Below are 19,035 nucleotides of genomic sequence, written 5' to 3' on the forward strand. Positions count from 1 at the left end.
ATCTTCAACCAACAATAACGAAAAAAAAATGGATTTGTTCTACGTTAAGTGGCTGTTTTTATTGAACATCCATAATCAATCATGTTGCCCTGTCACTTCGAACGCAGTCGAGAAGTTATTTGACTCAACGCACTGAAAATGAGTTCTCTACTGCGATTGACCTGACAACTTTTGTTTAAATGATTGATTGCGGACAATCAGTTTGTTTTTTAATCAATTGTAGGGATTCCTACTTTTCTCTCACTAATATTTCGTCGATCATTCCATACGCTTTGGCCTCTGGAGCCTTCATCCAGAAATCGCGGTCGCTGTCTTCATATACCTTATCGAAGGATTGGCCCGAATGCTTGGAAATGATCTCGTAAAGCTCATTTTTGATCTTAAGCACTTCTTGGGCTGCAATTTCGATATCACTGGCCTGACCCTGCGCTCCGGAAAGCGGTTGGTGGATCATTACCCTGGAATGGGGCAATCCACTGCGTTTGCCTTCGTGTCCCGCACAAAGCAGCACGGCTGCCATGGATGCCGCAATACCGGTACAAATGGTGGCTACATCCGGCTTTATAAACTGCATGGTGTCATAAATGCCCAAACCTGCATACACACTTCCGCCCGGGGAGTTGATATAGATTTGAATATCCTTAGAGGCGTCAGCGCTTTCCAAGAAAAGCAACTGTGCCTGTACAATATTGGCCACCTGATCGTTGATGCCCGTGCCCATAAAAATGATCCTGTCCATCATCAATCTGGAGAAAACATCCATGGCAACTGCGTTCATTTGCCTTTCTTCGATGATGTTTGGCGTCATGTTCATGGGGTACATGGTACTCATGAGCTTGTCATAGTACATGCTGTTTATGCCATGATGCTGGGTGGCGTATTTTTTAAATTCTTTTCCGTAATCCATAGGATTTGACTCGATTTATCTTAAAAAAAAGGTGCCGAAAAATTAGCTTTCCGGCACCGTAAAGATACTTAATTTTCTTTTAGCGAAGCCTTAGCTGTATGCTTCCTTGATGAAGTCGTCATAAGATACTTCCTTCACCTTAAGGTTGGCCTTTTCCTTATAAAGGTCCAAAAGTTTTTGGCTCATCAATTGTTCGGATAGTCTTTTCACCTCGTCTTGATTGCTCATCACTCTGGCTGCCACACTCTCCAATTCCTCTTCTTTGGGATCCATGTGGCCGTATTGGGCCATTTGCGATTTAATGAATCCTTTGGCGAATTCCTTCAATTCATCAAACTGGACCTGAAGTTCGTTTTCTTGTATGATCTTACCCTCGATCAATTGGTAGCGAAGTCCTTTTTCCGATTTTTCGAACTCCTCTTTGGCCTCATCTTCGGTCAATGGATTTTCCCCACTGATCTGGATCCATTTTTTCAAGAACTCGGAAGGAAGTTCAAATTTGGTTTCGTCGATCAATTTTTCGGTAATGTCGTTCAACAATTTTTGGTCGGATTGTTGTTCGAATTGTTTTTCTGAATCTTCTTTGATTTTATCCTTCAACTCTTTTTCGGAGGTTACTTTTCCTTCTCCGAACAATTTATCAAAAAGCTCTTGGTCCAAAGCAGCTGGTTCTCTCTCGTTTATTTCTTCAATGGTGAAGGTAACGTCGACTTTTAGGCCGTCCGCCTTGTCACGGGCAATGCCCAAGGCGCCGGATAGGAGGTAGTCTTCCTTGAAAAGCCCTTTTGTGGAAAGGGTAACGGTGTCACCAACTTTTTTTCCAACGAGTGCATCAACAGCTTTTTTGCTCTTGATCTTATCCATTTCGATGGTGGCCTTGTGATCGATTTCCTCTTCTTCGTTGGCAAAGAAACCGGTTACTTCATCGGTTTTGCCCACTTCGGTCTTGGAAATCAATTTTCCGTATTGCTTTTGAATACGTTCCACTTGCTCCTCGATCATTTTTTTGTCGGCCACGATTTTATATTGGGTCACCGCTTTTTTTGTCTTTAAATTGACATCAAAGCTCGGTGCCAATCCCAATTCAAATTCAAAATCGAGATTGTCCCTGTCCCAATCAAAATTGTCCTGTTGTTTTGGAAGAGGATTGCCCAAAACATCCAACTTTTCTTCGGTAAGGTATTTGTTCAGATTGTCTTGAAGCAGTTTGTTCACTTCATCCACCAAAACAGCCTTGCCGTACTGCTTTTTGATAAGCCCCATCGGAACCTGGCCTTTTCTAAAGCCTGGGATATTGGCTTGTTTTCTATAATCCTTTAGGATTTTTTCTACTTTGTCTTGATAGTCTTCTTTGCTTATGGCAACCTTTACAACTGCATTAAGATCGTCAATCTGCTCTTTGGTTATATTCATTTCCTACCTAATTTGCTTTCTAAAAATGGGATGCAAAACTAATGCTTTTTTGTGATGCTGACAACTTTTTAAACCGTTGACTTTCAAACAAAATGATTTCTATTGGTCTTCCTTTAAAATGGATTGCAAAATGGCTTGTAAAAATGCGAGCAGCAGACTAAATAGAATGGCCCACCAAAAACTGGCCACATGGAAGCCGTCAATTAAATTGGCTGCCAAGAGTATGATTATGGCATTGATCACCAAGAGGAAGAGCCCTAAAGTGAGTATGGTGATGGGCAGGGTAAGAATAATCAATATGGGTTTCACCAAAAAATTGAGCAGACTGAGCACAACGGCTACGATAATTGCGGTCACCATGGAATCTACGCCCACTCCGGGCAATACGTAGCTTAGTATTACAACTGCTAGGGCGTTCAGTAAAAGTCTTAGGATTAGTTTCATGGGTTCAATTGATTTTGTAAATAAAAAAAGGCACCGAGTTTCGGTGCCTTTAAGATAAAGAAAATAATGTTTGTTTAGTCAATATACAAACCAGTGTAATCCAAAGGATTAACACCGGGGAGATTAGAATTGTATTTTGCGTTGATGGCCTCTATAAAGGCATTGGCCACAATGGCGTAACCTCTTGGTGCCGGATGAACACCATCCAAGGAAAACCCACCCCCTGTTGCAAATGTTGCATCCACAATGCTTCCATCGGCCTGTTGGAATCCATTTTCTTTTAACTCGTTCAACAATGCATTGGCATCCACAAGGGCAAGGTCGTAGGCTGCGGCCAAACCTGCAATGGTTTGGTTGTATGATTCAAGTGCTGTTTCCACAAGATCTTGCTCATCGGTCGTCAACACCCATTTATCTGCCAAAGGAACGGCAACTCCATTGATTGATGTTGGGTTGTTCGGGTCTGCAAGTGTGCCGATATGTGTTCTTGCGGTAAGCACCAAAAGGTCTTCTTCAGTGGCTTGCCTCATATTGGTCAGTGCAGGATTGTATGCTGTTAAATCCGTTAAGTCTTCATCAATGATTACTACTGCATTTCCTTCACCAGGAGCAAAAGAGATGGTTCTTTCTGCCAACTCATCCTCAGTTATAATATTTAATTGTTGCAATTGGGCCAAGCCGGCATTATAGGCGCCATAGGCTTCTGCACTGTTCAAAAAGGCAGCTGTGGCCTCATCCAAGGGAATAGGGTTGTGAGGTACGGTGGTAAAGTAAGGTATGTCTGTTACATTGGGCAAATTGGCAATGGCACCATCAGCACCATTTGCTGTCATTGCTTGCAACATAGCATCAAGTGCGCCTGCAAAAACATTAGGGTCTGTAATATCGTTTCTGGAATAGGTACTTGGGTCAAGGTTGCCAGTTTGGTCAATTCCTGTACCCCCTCCTGTGGCATACAATAAAATATCGTTGGAGCCTGTCCAAAGTGTGAAAAATGTTGCGCCCTGTGCTGCGGCATCCCCGATTACCGTTGCCGATTCTGAAGATGAGAACCGCGCAAAGTATGGATTTGCTGTTCCATTGGCCACGCCTGTTACGCTGCCGTATCCTGGGGCCAACAGTTCGTAACTTTTGGCGCCGGGAACCCCCATGTTGTTGTATGTGCCAGGCAATTTAACGGCTACATCAGTAGAGCCTTGTCCTTCAACGGGAACGGGGCTCGGACTTTCGCCCAAAAAGGATAGAATCAATCTATTGCCTGCTATTGGTGTGCCCCCAAGTGTCATTCCACCTAAATTATCCGCCATAAAAGGGATTTCAAAACTCCCGCCTCCCGCTAAGGCAAAGTTGGCTGCCAGCATATTGGGGAAAGACGCTTTTTGTCCATCCTCAAACAAAGCATTGTCCGAGAAACCGGCGGTCAATGAGTTTCCCACGGCTACGTAATTGGAGAAATCTGCTGTTCCTGAAGTATATTCCACGGGTTCTGGACCCGGTGTTTCGTTTATAGGGGTGTCATCTTCGCATGCAATCAAGAATAAGCCTAGAAATGGGAGTAGGGCATAAAACTTTTTCATATCAAATAATCTGTAATAGTTAGTTTATGTTAATTGTAATGGTAAGACCAGAACTAACCAAATCTATATCAAATTTGTCATACAGACAATTAAATGGGTGAAAAAATTATGCATGCATAATAAAAAGGGATGGATTTTAAGAATTCAGAAACTTGAAACTCTTTTCGTAAAACTGTTTTGGGTTTTCTGCATGCAGCCAATGTCCAGCCTTATCAATGGTTTCAATTTGGGCATTGGGGAAGTGTCTTTTGATTTCGGCAAAGTCGTTGGGTTGGATGTACTCCGAACGGTCGCCGCGCAAAAACAGGGTTGGACCGTCATAAATGGCATTGGGGGTTATGTTTTCGCCAATTTCCTCCATACGTTCTTTAAGCACATCAAAATTGAAACGGAACCCTAGTTTTTCCTTTTCGACCCAATGCAGGTTTTTGAGCAAAAACAGTCGAATGCCTTTTTCCTTAATATATTTTGATAGCTCATCATCCGCTTCCCTACGATCGGATATTGTATCAAAATCCAAATGGGAGAGCCCGTTGAAAATAAAATCGTGATGTGGAGGATAATATTTTGGGGCAATATCGGCAACAATTAATTTAGTCACCCTTTCTGGATGCGAAGTGGCCAGTTGCATGGCGGTTTTGCCACCCATGGAATGGCCCATCAGGTATGCGGATTCCAAATTGTGATGATCCATGTAGTTGATGACATCATCACTCAATAGATCGTAATTGAACGCTTCGGAATGAAAACTTTTTCCGTGGTTCCGTTGATCTATCAAATGGACTTCGAGGCCATTTTCGGAATATTGGGAACCAAGTGTCTTCCAATTGTCGGACATGCCCAAAAATCCATGTAAAATGATGAAAGGTTGTCCTTTGCCCAATATTTTCGAATGCAGTATCTCCATTATTTTAATCGGTGTAAGTACATGTTCACTACATTTTCGAGCCCCAAATATATGGACTCGCAGATTAAAGCGTGCCCAATGGAAACCTCCAAAAGGTGTGGGATGTGTTCCTTGAAAAATTTGATATTGTCCAAACTAAGATCGTGCCCTGCGTTGAGACCAAGGCCAACCTGTTGGGCCATTTCGGCAGCTTTTACAAAGTGAGCGACGCTTTTTTCCTTATTACCTTTGGTAAATTCGTGGGCAAAACTTTCTGTGTAGAGTTCCACTCGGTCGGTACCGGTTTCCGCAGCCGCTTTTACCATGGCTGCATCGGGATCCACAAAAATGGAGGTCCGGATACCGTTCTCTTTAAAAGTCTTGATCACGTCTACCAAGAAATCTTTGTGCTTTATGGTGTCCCAGCCAGCGTTGGAGGTGATCGCATCTTCGGCATCGGGTACCAAGGTAACCTGTGTGGGCTTTACTTCGAGGACTAAATCAATAAACTTTGGAATAGGGTTGCCCTCGATATTAAATTCCGTGGTCACCACCTTTTTTAAATCCCGGGCATCTTGGTAGCGAATGTGGCGTTCATCGGGTCGCGGATGTATGGTGATGCCCTGGGCGCCGAAAGATTCGATGTCCTTGGTGGAAGTAATCAGATTGGGCACGTTGCCTCCTCTGGAATTTCGTAATGTAGCCAGTTTATTTATGTTGACACTCAACTTTGTCATGTGCTTCTTTTTTAGATTGTCAAAAATAAGAATTCGGCATGCCTTTTGCCATTTTAAATTAGTATTTTGCACCTAATAGAAGTGTTATGAACATTCAAGATAAAATAATCAATACAGTTCCCGTTTTTGAAGTGTCGGAAACATTGAAGGATGTAATCAAGTTTTTCGAAGAGACTACATTTTCCCATGTTGGGGTTACCGAAAATGGTACATATTTGGGATTGCTCTCGGAGAACGACCTTGCTTGTTTTGAACCTAAAAGGAAGATTGATGACTTTCGGTTGGAAATGGAGAGCTTTTTTGTGACCAAGGAAACTGCTTGGTTGGATGTGCTGGAAATGTTCTCGAGAAACGAGGCCAATGTATTGCCCGTTTTGGATGCAGACCGTTTGATTATTGGGTATTACGATCTTGAAGATGCGGTGGATATGTTTATCGACACGCCTTTTTTTAGGGAACCAGGTGCCATTTTGGTGGTGTCCATTGGAATCAAGGATTATTCTTTCAGTGAGATAGCCCAAATCGTGGAGGGCAACAATGCCCGATTGTTGGGTGCCTTTATTACAGCGTCCGAGAACGATATTATAGAGATTACCTTAAAAGTTGGCACACAAAGTTTAAACGAAGTGGCGCAGACTTTTAGAAGATATAACTACACCATTGTCTACGGGAACAGCGACGACCAGTTCTTGGAAGATTTGAAGCAGCGTTCCGATTATCTAGAAAAATATCTTAACGTTTAAGTATGAAGGTAGCCATATACGGTCAGTCTTTTCAAAAAGAGGACCAGCTTTGCGTAATGGAGCTTTTGGACGAATTGAAGAAGTTGGATGCCTCTATCTATGTTGAAGAGAACTTTAATAAACTGGTGGCCACTATTACCAAAGAACAAGTAAAGGGAACATTTACCCAATCCGTAGGATTGGACTCCTCCTTTGATATGTTCGTGAGCTTTGGCGGCGACGGCACCATGTTGCGGGCCGTTACCTATATAAAGGATTACGGAATTCCCATTGTTGGGGTCAACACGGGTCGATTGGGTTTTTTGTCCACCTTTAAAAAAGAAAATGTACGCAAGCTCGTCACCGAATTTGAAGCCGGCCACTATACCATTGAGGAACGAACCTTGGTGGAAGTGGAACTCAACTCTGATTTGGGCGAGTTCCATGGGATCAATTTTGCCCTTAACGAAATTACGGTAAGCCGAAAGGATACCACCTCCATGATCACCGTGGAAACCTGGCTTGATGATGAGTATTTGACCTCTTATTGGTCCGATGGACTGATTGTTTCCACCCCAACGGGTTCAACGGGTTATTCGTTGAGCTGTGGCGGTCCGGTTATTGCACCCTCGGCGGAATCCTTGGTGCTGACGCCCATTGCACCGCACAACCTTAATGCGAGACCCCTGGTGATTTCCGATAAAACACAGATTAGATTGAAGGTTTCAGGTCGGGAACAGACCCATTTGGTATCCTTGGATTCGCGCATTGCCGATATTCCCAATGGAAAGGAAATCCGAATCAAAAAAGCGGACTTTACCATCAAAATGATCGAGTATAAATCCGAAAGCTTTTTGAAAACATTGCGCAATAAATTACTTTGGGGAGAAGATAGGCGGAATTGATAAAATCAAAAGCAATAAAAGGGGTGAAAAACTGTTTAACAAGGGAATGCAACCTTAAATATAAATCTATTGACCTTCCTTTACTCTTAATTCTTGAAACTTTTTGGATAGTATGCGGATAGTTTTGGCAGTTTTTCTATGCTGTGTGATCAAGGTGAGTGCACAAACTTACGAGATAGGGGTGTTTGCCGGTGGCGCCAATATGATAGGTGATGTGGGAAGAACCAATTACATATTGCCCTCGGGCCCTGCCTTCGGCGGGATATTTAAATGGAACAAGGGAAAACGCTATGCGTGGAGGGCCAGCGTACTTTATGGGGAGGTTACCGCTGACGATACCAAATCGCATATGCAGTCCAGGCAACAAAGGGGGTATGTGGTGGATAATTCCATTTTGGAGCTCTCAGCAGGACTGGAAATTAACTTTGTGGAATATAATCTTCATAAGCTCGGACCCGCCTTCACGCCTTACTTATACACGGGTGTAACCTACTTTAGATACGATTTTAATTATATTGATGCCCTTCAGATGCAGGATATTAACCAAAAAGAAGGTAGTTTTGCAATTCCAATGACGGTTGGGGCTAAGTATCGTTTAAATCAATTCTTGATTCTTGGTGCCGAGATTGGGGCCAGATATACTTTTACGGACAATTTGGACGCAAGTAACCCAGAAGGTTCCAATTTTGAGCAATTCCGATTCGGGAACATATTGAGCGACGACTGGTACGTTTTTTCAGGTATAACGTTAACCTATACCTTTGGACGTAAACCCTGCCAGGATTGTTTTCAATAAAATGCACACACTAGAGGACGTAGATAAAGAAAAACTACCGCAGCACGTGGCCATTATCATGGATGGCAATGGCAGATGGGCCAAGCAGCGTGGTAAAATACGTATGTTCGGACATGAAAACGGAGTGGAATCGGTAAACCAAACCGTTGAGAGCTGTGCAAAGCTCCAGATACCATTTTTAACGCTTTATGCCTTTTCCACCGAAAATTGGAACCGCCCCAAAACCGAAATAGATACCTTGATGAAGCTTTTGGTCAATGCCCTAAAAAGGGAGCTAAAGACCTTGAAAAAGCATAATATTAGGTTAAGGGCCATTGGAAAAATTGAAACATTGCCCCCAAAAGTCCATAAAGAACTGGCCGAGGTAATGTCCAAAACCGAAAATAATTCGGGAATGACCCTAACGCTGGCATTGAGCTATGGCTCTCGTGAAGAGATAAAAACTGCGGTTCAGCAGATTGCGGTCAAAGTTAAAAATAACATAATTTCCCCCGAAAATATTGATGAAACAGTTATAAATACACATCTTTACGCGCACTTTTTGCCTGATGTAGACCTGCTTATCCGCACAAGTGGCGAATGCAGGATAAGTAATTTTTTACTTTGGCAGATAGCATACGCCGAATTATATTTTATTGATGTATTTTGGCCCGACTTTAGAGAAAACCATTTGGTAGAGGCCATATTAAGTTACCAAAATAGAGAACGACGATTTGGAAAAACGAGCGAACAACTTAACTAAGGGTATCACAAATTTCATCCTTTCAACCCTTATTATCCCATTATTTTTATTTTCAGCCCACGGTATTGCCCAGGAGACCGACTTCGAAGAGGGCAAACAATACATTTTGGGAGGTTTAACCGTAACGGGTTTACAAAGCTACAACGAACAAACGGTTAAGAGTTATACCGGTTTACGTGTTGGGCAACCCATTAAGGTACCTGGCGATGAAATAAGCGCAGTGATCAAAAAGTTGTGGAGCCTGGATTTGTTCAGCAATGTGGAAATGTTCTACACCAAAATCGAAGACGACAAGATATTTTTGGAACTTAGCATTACCGAACGGCCTACTTTGAACAACGTTACGGTCTATGGTGTTAAAAAAAGAAAGGTGGAAGATATCATCGACGATACCGACCTTAAGAAAGGGAAAAAAATCACCGAAAGCTTAATTGCCAATACCAAGAATTACCTTCAGAACAAGTATAAAAAGCAAGGTTTTTTAAACGCCAAGGTAAGCATTGCCACAACTGCCGATACCACAGGGACCAATGTGCAGAACATGGTCATCAATGTGAACAAGGGCGATAAGGTAAAGATAAAGGACATCAACTTTGTTGGTAACGAAAAGCTGTCCAACAAAAAGCTGAGGAAATCGCTTAAAAACACCAAGAAGAAAAAGTTTTATCGGTTTTGGAAAAAGTCCAAATACATTGAAGCGGACTATGAGGAGGATCTTGACAACTTGATCGACACATACGCCGAAAGAGGGTATAGGGATGCAAGGGTACTCTCTGATACTTTTGTGAAACTGGATGAGAAAAACATTGAGTTGACCATTAAAGTGGAAGAAGGCGATAAGTACTATTTTGGTGATATTGACTTCGTGGGGAACTCGGTGTACACCGATAGAATGTTGAGCCAAGTATTGGGTATCAAAAAAGGGGACACCTATAATGGAGTACTGCTCAAGGAGCGCGTTGCGGACGATTCCGACCCAGATGCACAGGATTTGACCAACCTCTACCAAAACAATGGGTATTTGTTCTCAAGCATTAACCCGGTCGAGGTTTCCGCTGTAAACGATACCATTGATTTTGAAATACGGATCATAGAGGGAAAAGAGACCTTTTTGGACCACGTTACCGTTTCAGGTAACGATAAGACCAACGACCACGTAATCTACAGGGAGATTCGTACAAGGCCAGGGCAAAAATATAGTAAATCCAATATTGTAAGGACCATTAGGGAATTGGGCCAGCTCGGATTTTTTGATGCCGAACAAATTGTTCCGGATATTATAAATCCAGATCCCAATGCAGGTACTGTTGATGTAAATTATAGCCTGGTGGAATCAGGTTCCAGCCAAATTGAGCTTCAAGGTGGTTTTGGTGGTGGTGGTTTCATTGGTACCTTAGGGCTTTCCTTTAGTAACTTCTCTTTAAAGAATATTTTTAACAAGGAAGCCTATAAACCCGTTCCCATGGGAGATGGGCAAACATTTGCTTTGCGTTTGCAGGCCAGTAGGACTTTTAGGGTGTACAGTTTAAATTTCTCCGAACCGTGGTTGGGGGGCAAAAAACCCGTGAGGTTTAATTTGTCTGTTTCCAGAACACAACAGTTTAGAACACAATACAACCAAAATGGAAGGTTCGATGTAGATAAATCTAGAGGTTTCGCTATTACTGGTGTTTCTGCCGGTTTGGCCAAAAGAGTACAGTGGCCGGACGATTTCTTTACCATTTCACACTCGTTGAGCTATCAATTGTACGATTTTAACGATTACAATAGTGGACTCTTTAATTTTGGTAATGGCAGCTCCAACTCCTTAAGTTACACCTTTGGTATTTCCAGAAGTTCCCAAGGGCCCAGTAGAATTTTCCCCACTTCGGGTTCCAACTTTGAGTTGACGGCCAAGTTCACTCCCCCATACTCCCTGTTCAGCGGAAAGGATTATAAACAGTTGAAAGAAGACATTGATGATACGACCCGAAGACTTTATGAAATAGGGGAACCTGGGTCAACTGAAGAACAGTTGGAGTTCAATCAGCTTAGTGGGGATTTGGAGCGAATGGAAGAGGAAAGATTCAAATTGTTAGAGTACTATAAGATAAAATTCAAAGGGGATTGGTATCAAGCCATAGTCGGTAAGCTTACTTTACGAACCAATGCCGAATTTGGGTTTTTGGGAGCCTATAACCACGATATCGGAAATGTTCCCTTTGAACGCTTTTATGTGGGAGGAGATGGTTTGGGAAACTTTACTTTGGATGGTAGGGACGTGGTGCAGTTACGTGGTTACGAAAACCAATCGCTTACACCTTATATTAATAATGCCATCACTGGTAATTTAGAACAGGATGGGGGAACCATTTACAATAAATTCTCATTGGAATTGCGTTACCCATTGACCTTAAAACCTTCAGCATCTATTTATGCCCTTTCATTTTTAGAGGCTGGTAACGCCTTCAACAATTTTAATGAGTATAATCCGTTTGAGTTAAAAAGATCTGCCGGAGTGGGGCTACGTATATTTATGCCGGCATTCGGACTCTTGGGGATTGATTTTGGTTACGGCTTCGATACCGATGCTCGTCCAGGATCAGTTGGGCCAAGTGGTTGGCAAACGCACTTCATCATCGGGCAGCAGTTTTAATCAATGGAAAATCGTGTATTGCTAATTTGTAAATGATTCATTATAAATTAATTAGTAATTTTGGCACGATATTTTCTATGTAATATGCGGAATCAAAGATGAATACCAAAGTTCTTTTGTCATTAGTTGTTTTGATGTCTTCCCTTTATGGGTTCTCCCAGAGGGGAGTTCGAATAGGGTACGTGGATATGGAATATATCCTCGAAAATGTGGAAGAGTATAGGGATGCTACCGAACAGCTAAACGCCAAAGCCCAAAAATGGAAACAGGAAATTGAGCTGAAGCAAAGCGTTATTGATCAAATGAAAAAAGATTTGATGGCGGAAAAAGTGCTTTTGACCGATGAACTGATCCTAGAGCGGGAAGAGGAAATCCAAATTCTGGAAAAGGAAATGTTGGACTACCAACAAGACCGTTTTGGACCGCAAGGGGATTTGGTATTGCAAAAACAACTTTTAATACAGCCGATTCAAGATCAGGTTTTCAACGAAGTTCAAAAAATCGGCGCCAATAAAAGATACGATTTTATTTTTGATAAATCCGCAGATGTTGTAATGTTGTACTCCGAAAAAAGACACGATATCAGTGACTTGGTTTTAAGGGAGATAGGGCGCACCAGAAAAATCAGTGCATCCAACAAAAAACAAGAGCAGCAAAGCCGCTTGGAGCAGTTCCAGGAAGAGGAAGACCAGATCAGTGATGCCCTAAAGGAAAGACAGGAGCAAGCCGCCGAGGCCCAAAACGAAAGAGAGAAGGCAGCAGAGGAAAGAAGGGCCGAAAAATTGAAGGAACGCGAAGAGCGAAAGAAAGCATACGAAGCACGAAGAAAAAAATTATTGGAAGAGCGTGAAGCCCAGCGGAAAGCCAAATTGGAAGAGCGAAAAAAAGCGCAAGAACAACAAAAGGATTCAATAGGATAATTTATATTGAAACACTAAATTTAAAGTCAAAAAAGTAACGTTGAGAATCATGAGAAATGTAAAAAGGATTGCTGTAGCCCTAGTATTGTTTGTTGCGGCTACAGGTTTTGTAAATGCACAGAGCAAGGTTGCACACATCAATGTACAGCAACTATTGTCTGAAATGCCGGAGATGAAGGCTGCACAAGCTGAATTGAAGAAATTACAAGAAACCTACAGAGCGGACATTCAAAGCTCCATGACAGAGCTTCAAAACAAGTATACCCAGTACCAGAACGAAGCCACTTCCAAAACAAGGGAAGAAAACGAGCAAAGGGCGGTAGAGCTTCAAGGGTTCGAAAAAAACATTCAAGAAGCTGAGCAAGCGGCCATGCAAGAAATGCAGAAAAAGCAACAAGAATTGTTTGCTCCAATTTCTGAAAAGGCAAAAGCGGCTATCGAAAAAGTAGCAGCGGCCAAAGGGTATGATTACGTAATCGATGCCAGCCCAGGTTTGAGCTTGATCGTAGCCAAAGGTCCAGACCTTTTGCAGGAAGTAAAACAAGAATTGGGTTTCTAAACCGTGATTTTACAATATTTAAAAAACCGCTTTTATTAAAAGCGGTTTTTTTATGCGATAATAATTTTAGGGACTATTTTTAGGTATGGCAAAACCAATAGGAATTTTTGACTCAGGAGTGGGAGGTACATCCATTTGGAAAGAGGTGGAGAAGATGCTTCCCAACGAAAAAACCATTTACTTGGCCGATAGCGCCAATGCTCCCTATGGTGAAAAGTCAAAAGAAGAGATTCTAAGGCTCAGCATCAAGAACACCGAGTATTTACTGGGCCAAGGCTGTAAAATTGTTCTGGTGGCCTGTAATACCGCCACAACAAACGCCATAGATTATCTTCGTTCCCACTACAATGTTCCCTTTATTGGAATAGAGCCCGCTATAAAACCTGCGGCCCTTCATACCAAAACCAAAAAAGTGGGGGTTTTGGCCACCAAGGGAACGCTCTCCAGTAGTTTGTTCCACAATACCTCCAAACTCTTCGCCGAAGGAATTACCGTGCTGGAACAAGAGGGCAAAGGACTTGTGGAGCTCATTGAAGCAGGTAAAATTCAATCCGAAGAGATAAGAACCCTCCTGCAGGGCTTTTTGCAGCCCATGCTCGATCAAAACATAGATTGTTTGGTGCTTGGTTGCACCCATTACCCGTATTTGATGCCCGTACTTAAGGATATATTGCCGGAACACATCAATATTATAGATTCGGGCGAGGCAGTGGCTCGTCAAACCAAAGCTGTTTTGGAGCGCAATAAGCTGCTTTCCGGTGTTGCTGAACCAGAACATGTCTTTTACACCAATGCCGATGTTGACATTCTAAAAGATTTGATTGATCGGCCGACTGCCCAAGTTTCCTATCTGGATTTTTAAAACCTATTTTCTGGTGTAAGTGAGATAGGTGAAATCATATTTGTGCCTATCATCCTGTGGATGATATTCCTCGTTTACCAATTCCCATTGGTCCCCATCAATTTCGGGAAAAAAAGCATCGGCCTCAAAAGTGCCGTGCACCCGTGTGAGCTCTATGTCCGTGGCAATGGCCATGGATTGTTTGTAAATTTTACCACCACCAATAATAAAAGCCGTTTCATTGTCACCCACCAAACCAATGGCCTCACCAATGGAATGCACAATGGTGCAGGGGAACTTGGGTGTATAATCTTCATCCCGGGTAATGGCAATGTGCGTTCGGTTGGGCAAAGGTTTGGGAAAGCTCTCCAAGGTCTTTCTGCCCATGATTATTTTGTGCCCGGAGGTCATACTTTTAAAACGCTTAAAATCGTCCGGTAAGTGCCAAACCAGGTCGTTGTCCTTGCCCAGGGCATTGTTTTCGGCCGCCGCCGCAATAATGATCAATCGCTTCATTGATCTTTTTTTTTATTGATTTTGGATAGCGGAAAGTCCGTTTCTATTTCTTTCTGGATTTCGCCAATGCGCTTTTTTTGAAGATTGACCAATCGTTCCCGTTGTTGGCGTTCCCAATTTTGGCCCATAAACTTGTAGGTTACAAAAACATTGAAGGTGTGCAAGGTGAGTAGAAAAGACCATGCGCAAACAATCCAAATGGACCAATCGTAAGGCCCACCGTATTTGAGGATCTTATTGGCTAGAATCATAAAAATACTGCCGATCAAAAAAATAACACAGTGGATGAACAACCTTTTCTTTTGTTTGATGCGTTTATGGGCATACTCCAAAAGCTCGTGTTGCTCCAAATCTATTTCAGGCTTCTTCTTTTTACCAAATGACAACATGGAATGGCTATCTTTATCAACAAAGATAACTGAATTGTATCCAAAAATCCCGTCATGCAAAACTTAAGAAAAAAATTCCCTGTTCTTAACCAATGTGTTTATGCCAATACCGCCTCCGCAGGCCTGTTGAGCGAAGATTTGATGGAATGGCGCCAAGGGCACGACCTCGATTACCTGATCGGTGGCAGCGAAATGAAAATGCAGGGCTTTGCCCACATGCCCGAAATCAAGAATACAGTCGGAAAGTTTTTTAAGTGCAAGCCCGAAAATGTGGCCTTGGTCCCCAATTTTAGTTTGGGGTTCAATATGTTATTGGAAGGGTTGCCCAAGGATAAAAAAGCATTGCTCGTAAATAAAGACTACCCAAGCGTTAATTGGCCCTTCGAGACCCGAAATTTTAAGCGGGATTATGTGGATGCGGACGAGTACATGGAGGAAAACATATATGCCAAGGTCCAAAAGGGCGATGTGGATATTCTGGCGCTCAGTTTGGTGCAATGGGTGGATGGCGTTCGTATTGATTTTGATTTTCTGAAAGATCTAAAAAAAGAGTTTCCCAACCTGATGATTTTGGCCGACGGCACCCAATATTGTGGAACAGAACCTTTTGATTTTAAAGATTCCGGGGTCGATATCTTGGGAACCAGTGCCTATAAATGGATGTTGGCCGGTTATGGCAATGGCTTTTTCCTAGTGAAAGACGAAGTGATGGATCAGTTTGAGCTTCGTGGAATAGGAAACGGTTCCGTGGATAACGATGCATCCAAACGCAACAGCATAACCTTCTGTAAATTTTTGGAGCCAGGCCATTTGGATTCACTCAATTTTGGAAGTTTGGAATTCGCCGTTAAATTTTTGGACGAAATTGGTCAGGAAGATGTGCAGGTACAATTGCAAAAACTGTCCAAAAAGGCCATGTCCGTCTTTTCCGATCTTGATCTTTTGGAACCGGCCATCACCAAAAGAAAGCAGCACAGTACCATTTTCAACATTAAGGGGGATGAAAAACGCTTCAATAGATTAAAGGAAGAAAACATAGTGGCATCGGCGAGGGGAGGAGGTATCCGTTTAAGCTTTCATTTTTACAATACTGAAGAAGAAATCGAGGCCATTGCAAAAATATTGCGGTCCTCAATGATCTGAATCATTTTTCAGGAAATATCAGTGCTTATTTTTGTAAAAGTAACCCTATTGTTAGGGGCATTTTATCAATTTGATAAATCGTACGTAACTTATTGTAAGTAAGCGGTTTTATCTGTTGCTTTGTCCTTAATTTAAATTAGTGATACCATGGCGATCAAGAAACAATACCTAAAGAGCAAGCCTGTTTGCAAGGTAACTTTTTCAGTTCCTGCGGAAGAGGCAAAAACAGTTGCGGTAGTTGGGGATTTCAACAAGTGGAACCCCCAAAAAAGCAGCTTAAAGAAATTAAAGAACGGAACCTTTAAAGGTACGTTTGAGCTACCTGTGGAGAATAGCTACGAATTCAGATATTTGATCGATGGCAATTACGCCAACGACTCCGAGGCCGATCGTTTTCAGTGGAACGACTACGCTGGAACCGAAAATGCTGTTTTGGAAGTATAAAACATTGGGTGCACCATCGGTTAGCCCCAAAACTGATGGTGATTTTCCCTCAACTTACCCGTCAAACTTTGTGGGTTGCATTCGTTGGTTAGAGAAACTTCAGTGCTTGAACGAAGTCGAAACCAAAGAAAATAGTATAGGGAACTGGAATATCTAACCCAACAAAACCGATTCTCGATACCTGCCTTTGCCGGCAGAAAGATAAAACTCCTACGGAATTTCGAATTGACCGTTTTTGGAATTCGATGTTACTCTGTAATCAATCCTCTACCAAAGAAATACTGAGTCGGCCATATTATTCTGTAGTATCATTGGCATCGATTTGATAGGTATAATAACCGCTGCTTAAGGTTGATTCACCAACATAACATAGGCTATAGGTTGAATCGCGTATGTTTCTTCAGCTATTTCCAGTTCAACAAAGGCATGACCATAGGCTTTTGTGACCACTTTGTATTTCGAAATCTCTCCAGAATCTAGGTTGTCATAGTCCAAAGGCCCAGTCGAAGTGTTCACGGTTATATTTTGATAATGGTAGGCACTGACATTGGATAGTCGAATGTATACCTCGGCATCTCTATCTTCTGAAGAACATCCAATAACCAGCACGGACAATATGGAAAATAGCTTTTTCATAGCATAACCGTTTTTTTATAAGACTGTCACGTGGTACATGGGTTGCTTATAATTGCATGTATAGGACTTCTCTTATTGCCCAACTATTTTGTTTAAATATTTTAACCCTTCGTAAATTGCTGGAAGTGGAACAGAACGATGGTCCTCTTTTTCAAAATAGTCCTGCTTTATCTTTAGTTTTTCACCCCAACGCTCCTGCAAAAACGCTATGAAGCTATCATGTCGCTTTTTGTTTCGCTCATAATTGGCTTTTCCTTGGTTTGCGGTCGCTAAATACAATTTTTTGCCGATAGAGGTCTGTGTTGTTGTCCTTACTTTTTCAAGCATAACAGTTTGGTCCCACCAAATGCTGGGGTCTATGGCTAAATAGGTGTCAAACAGCTTGTTTTCGTCCAAATAGGCGTTAATGGTCAACAAACCTCCAAGGGAATGGCCGATTAAGGTTCGGTGTGAAGTTGTTCGGTATTTGTCATCCAAGAACGGAATCAATTCTTTTTCAATAAAATTGAGGAAATTTTTGCCTCCGCCCATCGTGTTTGGCCGTTTGGTCTTTAGTTTGGTAACTGTAAAATCCCTTTCGCGGTCTACATTTTCTATAGCAACCACAATAGTTTCTGGCATCAAATAGTTTCGATTGGTACGTGAACCCATAAAACCTACAATAGCGGAAGTGGTTTTAAAGTGAACAAACCCATCCAATAAAATAATTATCGGATAAGTTGAATTGGCTTTGGATGGGTCTTGATAAGAATCGGGTAAACTTACTAAGAGTTTGCGATCTTCATTGAGGATCTGTGAATGTATCGATAAAGTGTTGCCAAGTTCAATAGTGTTTTCGTCTTGACCAAATAAGAGTTGGGTTGGACCGAGAAGAACACAAAAAAGGTAGGCGAAGAAATATTTCATTGTTGCTACATCAATTAAAGGACGAAATGTCATCGCCATGGCTGTGCTGACTCAAATCCAGTATCTTTTAAATTACTTCGCCCAATAATCCACAACGGTTACATCAGCAATATGTGGGCCTGCAATATCGCCAAACGCTACATGGTCGGGGTGGGTGAGATAGGTGTCTCGGTCCGCTTCGCTATCAAAAGTTAAAAAGAAACAGTGCGTAAGTCCTTTGTTTAAATTCTCTGGGCTGTTGTTGGTGCCCCATTCGTATCCTTTTATTTCCGAAATTTTTGAAGGTAGGGCATTGAATGCCTCTTCCACTTGTCTAACATCCTCCTCGGACGAAGTCTCTTTAAATTTGAACAATACTACGTGGCGTAATTGCGGTGCTGCTGCTTTTTCGGTTTCTTTCACAGTTTCTTCTTCCTGTTTTTCGGTGGTTTCTTTTTTGGGTTGCTCGCCGCAACTGGCAAATAACAATGCGGCAAATAGGGTGATAGCGGTGGTTTTCATGTGAATGATTTTAGAAATTAATTTATAGCTTGCTATAGTGAGGTGTCTGTTAACTGGATTACATGTTACAAATTTATGATATTGATATTTTAGAACCTGTGCTTTATACTGAAATATTAAAGATGCCACGGTCATAATTTATTATGACGCTTCACCTGTTCTGGATGTTTACTTTTGAGTCATGACCCAAAATGGCAGAAATTTTTTGGAATTGTTTAAAGATGCCTATGCTTCTCCTATTGAGCTGGCTGAAGTTTTGGACTTAGGTATGGTCATGCTGTTTTATTTGGAGGAGGACACCTTTTCCCGAAGGGAAATTCAAGATGTGGCAGCGGCGTTGCAGGAGGTAAGTGGGGTTTTGAAAAGTAGTGATTGGCACGAGCCATGAGGCTCGCGCTAGCTAGGGGTTATTGTTT

General features: G+C 42.1%; 22 protein-coding genes. 11 read left to right on the plus strand and 11 right to left on the minus strand.

Annotation, left to right across the window (positions count from 1 at the left end; all coding sequences use genetic code 11):
• Positions 1-229: 229 nt before the first annotated feature.
• The 6 genes from clpP to VM932_RS15100 form a co-directional block, all read right to left on the minus strand.
• Positions 230-907, minus strand: a complete 678-nt coding sequence (clpP, locus tag VM932_RS15075; protein ID WP_014033236.1) for an ATP-dependent Clp endopeptidase proteolytic subunit ClpP — start codon at positions 905-907, stop codon at positions 230-232.
• A 90-nt stretch (positions 908-997) separates the two neighbouring features.
• On the minus strand, positions 998-2,320 hold the full coding sequence (gene tig, locus VM932_RS15080) for a trigger factor (protein ID WP_326279839.1): 1,323 nt from the start codon (positions 2,318-2,320) through the stop codon (positions 998-1,000).
• Between the two features lie 99 nt (positions 2,321-2,419).
• Positions 2,420-2,764 (minus strand): phage holin family protein, encoded by a 345-nt coding sequence (locus VM932_RS15085; RefSeq protein ID WP_326279841.1) that lies wholly within the window; start codon positions 2,762-2,764, stop codon positions 2,420-2,422.
• Positions 2,765-2,838: 74 nt separating this feature from the next.
• Positions 2,839-4,341, minus strand: a complete 1,503-nt coding sequence (locus VM932_RS15090) for an SGNH/GDSL hydrolase family protein (protein ID WP_326279843.1) — start codon at positions 4,339-4,341, stop codon at positions 2,839-2,841.
• Positions 4,342-4,477: 136 nt separating this feature from the next.
• Positions 4,478-5,248 (minus strand): alpha/beta fold hydrolase, encoded by a 771-nt coding sequence (locus tag VM932_RS15095; protein WP_326279845.1) that lies wholly within the window; start codon positions 5,246-5,248, stop codon positions 4,478-4,480.
• Positions 5,248-5,964, minus strand: coding sequence for a pyridoxine 5'-phosphate synthase (locus VM932_RS15100; protein ID WP_326279846.1), 717 nt, complete (start codon positions 5,962-5,964; stop codon positions 5,248-5,250). Before VM932_RS15100 ends, VM932_RS15095 begins: the two co-directional genes overlap by 1 nt.
• An 86-nt stretch (positions 5,965-6,050) precedes the next feature.
• On the opposite strand from VM932_RS15100, the gene VM932_RS15105 reads away from it, so the two are divergent.
• The 8 genes from VM932_RS15105 to murI all read left to right on the plus strand — a co-directional run bounded on the left by VM932_RS15105 (position 6,051) and on the right by murI (position 14,105).
• Positions 6,051-6,707 (plus strand): CBS domain-containing protein, encoded by a 657-nt coding sequence (locus tag VM932_RS15105; RefSeq protein ID WP_326279848.1) that lies wholly within the window; start codon positions 6,051-6,053, stop codon positions 6,705-6,707.
• A gap of 2 nt (positions 6,708-6,709) precedes the next feature.
• Positions 6,710-7,591, plus strand: coding sequence for an NAD kinase (locus VM932_RS15110; protein WP_326279850.1), 882 nt, complete (start codon positions 6,710-6,712; stop codon positions 7,589-7,591).
• 112 nt (positions 7,592-7,703) lie between these two features.
• The gene (gene porG / locus VM932_RS15115; protein ID WP_326279851.1) at positions 7,704-8,387 is read left to right on the plus strand and encodes a type IX secretion system protein PorG; all 684 of its coding nucleotides are present in this window, start codon (positions 7,704-7,706) and stop codon (positions 8,385-8,387) included.
• Position 8,388: 1 nt separating this feature from the next.
• Complete coding sequence (gene uppS / locus VM932_RS15120) at positions 8,389-9,129, plus strand: undecaprenyl pyrophosphate synthase (protein ID WP_326279853.1); 741 nt, start codon at positions 8,389-8,391, stop codon at positions 9,127-9,129.
• On the plus strand, positions 9,101-11,764 hold the full coding sequence (gene bamA / locus VM932_RS15125; protein ID WP_326279854.1) for an outer membrane protein assembly factor BamA: 2,664 nt from the start codon (positions 9,101-9,103) through the stop codon (positions 11,762-11,764). Before uppS ends, bamA begins: the two co-directional genes overlap by 29 nt.
• A gap of 98 nt (positions 11,765-11,862) precedes the next feature.
• On the plus strand, positions 11,863-12,684 hold the full coding sequence (locus VM932_RS15130) for an OmpH/Skp family outer membrane protein (protein WP_326279857.1): 822 nt from the start codon (positions 11,863-11,865) through the stop codon (positions 12,682-12,684).
• A 49-nt stretch (positions 12,685-12,733) separates the two neighbouring features.
• Positions 12,734-13,243 carry an OmpH/Skp family outer membrane protein gene (locus VM932_RS15135; RefSeq protein ID WP_326279859.1) on the plus strand — a complete coding sequence of 170 codons (510 nt, stop codon included), beginning with the start codon at positions 12,734-12,736 and terminating at the stop codon, positions 13,241-13,243.
• Positions 13,244-13,328: 85 nt separating this feature from the next.
• On the plus strand, positions 13,329-14,105 hold the full coding sequence (murI, locus tag VM932_RS15140; protein ID WP_326279861.1) for a glutamate racemase: 777 nt from the start codon (positions 13,329-13,331) through the stop codon (positions 14,103-14,105).
• A 3-nt stretch (positions 14,106-14,108) separates the two neighbouring features.
• Here the strand turns inward: murI and VM932_RS15145 are convergent, their stop codons facing one another.
• Positions 14,109-14,600 carry a dihydrofolate reductase gene (locus tag VM932_RS15145; protein ID WP_326279863.1) on the minus strand — a complete coding sequence of 164 codons (492 nt, stop codon included), beginning with the start codon at positions 14,598-14,600 and terminating at the stop codon, positions 14,109-14,111.
• Positions 14,597-14,989 (minus strand): 2TM domain-containing protein, encoded by a 393-nt coding sequence (locus VM932_RS15150; protein WP_326279865.1) that lies wholly within the window; start codon positions 14,987-14,989, stop codon positions 14,597-14,599. Before VM932_RS15150 ends, VM932_RS15145 begins: the two co-directional genes overlap by 4 nt.
• Before the next feature lie 54 nt (positions 14,990-15,043).
• On the opposite strand from VM932_RS15150, the gene VM932_RS15155 reads away from it, so the two are divergent.
• Both VM932_RS15155 and VM932_RS15160 read left to right on the plus strand, forming a co-directional pair.
• Positions 15,044-16,132: an aminotransferase class V-fold PLP-dependent enzyme gene (locus tag VM932_RS15155; RefSeq protein WP_326279866.1), complete on the plus strand. Its 1,089-nt coding sequence runs from the start codon at positions 15,044-15,046 to the stop codon at positions 16,130-16,132.
• Positions 16,133-16,279: 147 nt separating this feature from the next.
• Positions 16,280-16,576, plus strand: a complete 297-nt coding sequence (locus tag VM932_RS15160) for an isoamylase early set domain-containing protein (protein WP_326279868.1) — start codon at positions 16,280-16,282, stop codon at positions 16,574-16,576.
• Positions 16,577-16,921: 345 nt separating this feature from the next.
• On the opposite strand, the gene VM932_RS15165 is transcribed toward VM932_RS15160, so the two are convergent.
• From VM932_RS15165 to VM932_RS15175, 3 genes are all read right to left on the minus strand, one after another.
• Positions 16,922-17,212 (minus strand): hypothetical protein, encoded by a 291-nt coding sequence (locus VM932_RS15165; protein ID WP_326279870.1) that lies wholly within the window; start codon positions 17,210-17,212, stop codon positions 16,922-16,924.
• A gap of 72 nt (positions 17,213-17,284) precedes the next feature.
• Positions 17,285-18,118 carry an alpha/beta hydrolase gene (locus VM932_RS15170; protein ID WP_326279871.1) on the minus strand — a complete coding sequence of 278 codons (834 nt, stop codon included), beginning with the start codon at positions 18,116-18,118 and terminating at the stop codon, positions 17,285-17,287.
• 72 nt (positions 18,119-18,190) lie between these two features.
• Complete coding sequence (locus VM932_RS15175; RefSeq protein WP_326279873.1) at positions 18,191-18,619, minus strand: Dabb family protein; 429 nt, start codon at positions 18,617-18,619, stop codon at positions 18,191-18,193.
• A gap of 205 nt (positions 18,620-18,824) precedes the next feature.
• Here VM932_RS15175 and VM932_RS15180 point away from each other — a divergent pair, with 205 nt between their 5' ends.
• Entirely contained in the window at positions 18,825-19,007 is a 183-nt protein-coding gene (locus VM932_RS15180) for a hypothetical protein (RefSeq protein WP_326279875.1), read from the plus strand.
• Positions 19,008-19,035: the final 28 nt, after the last annotated feature.

This window comes from Flagellimonas halotolerans (assembly GCF_035818535.1).
GTDB lineage: Bacteria > Bacteroidota > Bacteroidia > Flavobacteriales > Flavobacteriaceae > Flagellimonas > Flagellimonas halotolerans.

Excerpts from the sequence above, each read along its gene's own strand:
- murI (WP_326279861.1), top strand. The coding sequence starts at position 13,329 with ATGGCAAAACCAATAGGAATTTTTGACTCAGGAGTGGGAGGTACATCC.
- VM932_RS15105 (WP_326279848.1), top strand. The coding sequence starts at position 6,051 with ATGAACATTCAAGATAAAATAATCAATACAGTTCCCGTTTTTGAAGTG.
- VM932_RS15175 (WP_326279873.1), bottom strand. The coding sequence starts at position 18,619 with ATGAAAACCACCGCTATCACCCTATTTGCCGCATTGTTATTTGCCAGT.
- VM932_RS15135 (WP_326279859.1), top strand. The coding sequence starts at position 12,734 with ATGAGAAATGTAAAAAGGATTGCTGTAGCCCTAGTATTGTTTGTTGCG.
- uppS (WP_326279853.1), top strand. The coding sequence starts at position 8,389 with ATGCACACACTAGAGGACGTAGATAAAGAAAAACTACCGCAGCACGTG.
- clpP (WP_014033236.1), bottom strand. The coding sequence starts at position 907 with ATGGATTACGGAAAAGAATTTAAAAAATACGCCACCCAGCATCATGGC.
- VM932_RS15085 (WP_326279841.1), bottom strand. The coding sequence starts at position 2,764 with ATGAAACTAATCCTAAGACTTTTACTGAACGCCCTAGCAGTTGTAATA.
- tig (WP_326279839.1), bottom strand. The coding sequence starts at position 2,320 with ATGAATATAACCAAAGAGCAGATTGACGATCTTAATGCAGTTGTAAAG.
- VM932_RS15090 (WP_326279843.1), bottom strand. The coding sequence starts at position 4,341 with ATGAAAAAGTTTTATGCCCTACTCCCATTTCTAGGCTTATTCTTGATT.
- VM932_RS15155 (WP_326279866.1), top strand. The coding sequence starts at position 15,044 with ATGCAAAACTTAAGAAAAAAATTCCCTGTTCTTAACCAATGTGTTTAT.
- VM932_RS15165 (WP_326279870.1), bottom strand. The coding sequence starts at position 17,212 with ATGAAAAAGCTATTTTCCATATTGTCCGTGCTGGTTATTGGATGTTCT.
- VM932_RS15145 (WP_326279863.1), bottom strand. The coding sequence starts at position 14,600 with ATGAAGCGATTGATCATTATTGCGGCGGCGGCCGAAAACAATGCCCTG.
- VM932_RS15100 (WP_326279846.1), bottom strand. The coding sequence starts at position 5,964 with ATGACAAAGTTGAGTGTCAACATAAATAAACTGGCTACATTACGAAAT.
- porG (WP_326279851.1), top strand. The coding sequence starts at position 7,704 with ATGCGGATAGTTTTGGCAGTTTTTCTATGCTGTGTGATCAAGGTGAGT.
- VM932_RS15130 (WP_326279857.1), top strand. The coding sequence starts at position 11,863 with ATGAATACCAAAGTTCTTTTGTCATTAGTTGTTTTGATGTCTTCCCTT.
- VM932_RS15150 (WP_326279865.1), bottom strand. The coding sequence starts at position 14,989 with ATGTTGTCATTTGGTAAAAAGAAGAAGCCTGAAATAGATTTGGAGCAA.
- VM932_RS15110 (WP_326279850.1), top strand. The coding sequence starts at position 6,710 with ATGAAGGTAGCCATATACGGTCAGTCTTTTCAAAAAGAGGACCAGCTT.
- VM932_RS15170 (WP_326279871.1), bottom strand. The coding sequence starts at position 18,118 with ATGAAATATTTCTTCGCCTACCTTTTTTGTGTTCTTCTCGGTCCAACC.
- VM932_RS15095 (WP_326279845.1), bottom strand. The coding sequence starts at position 5,248 with ATGGAGATACTGCATTCGAAAATATTGGGCAAAGGACAACCTTTCATC.
- VM932_RS15160 (WP_326279868.1), top strand. The coding sequence starts at position 16,280 with ATGGCGATCAAGAAACAATACCTAAAGAGCAAGCCTGTTTGCAAGGTA.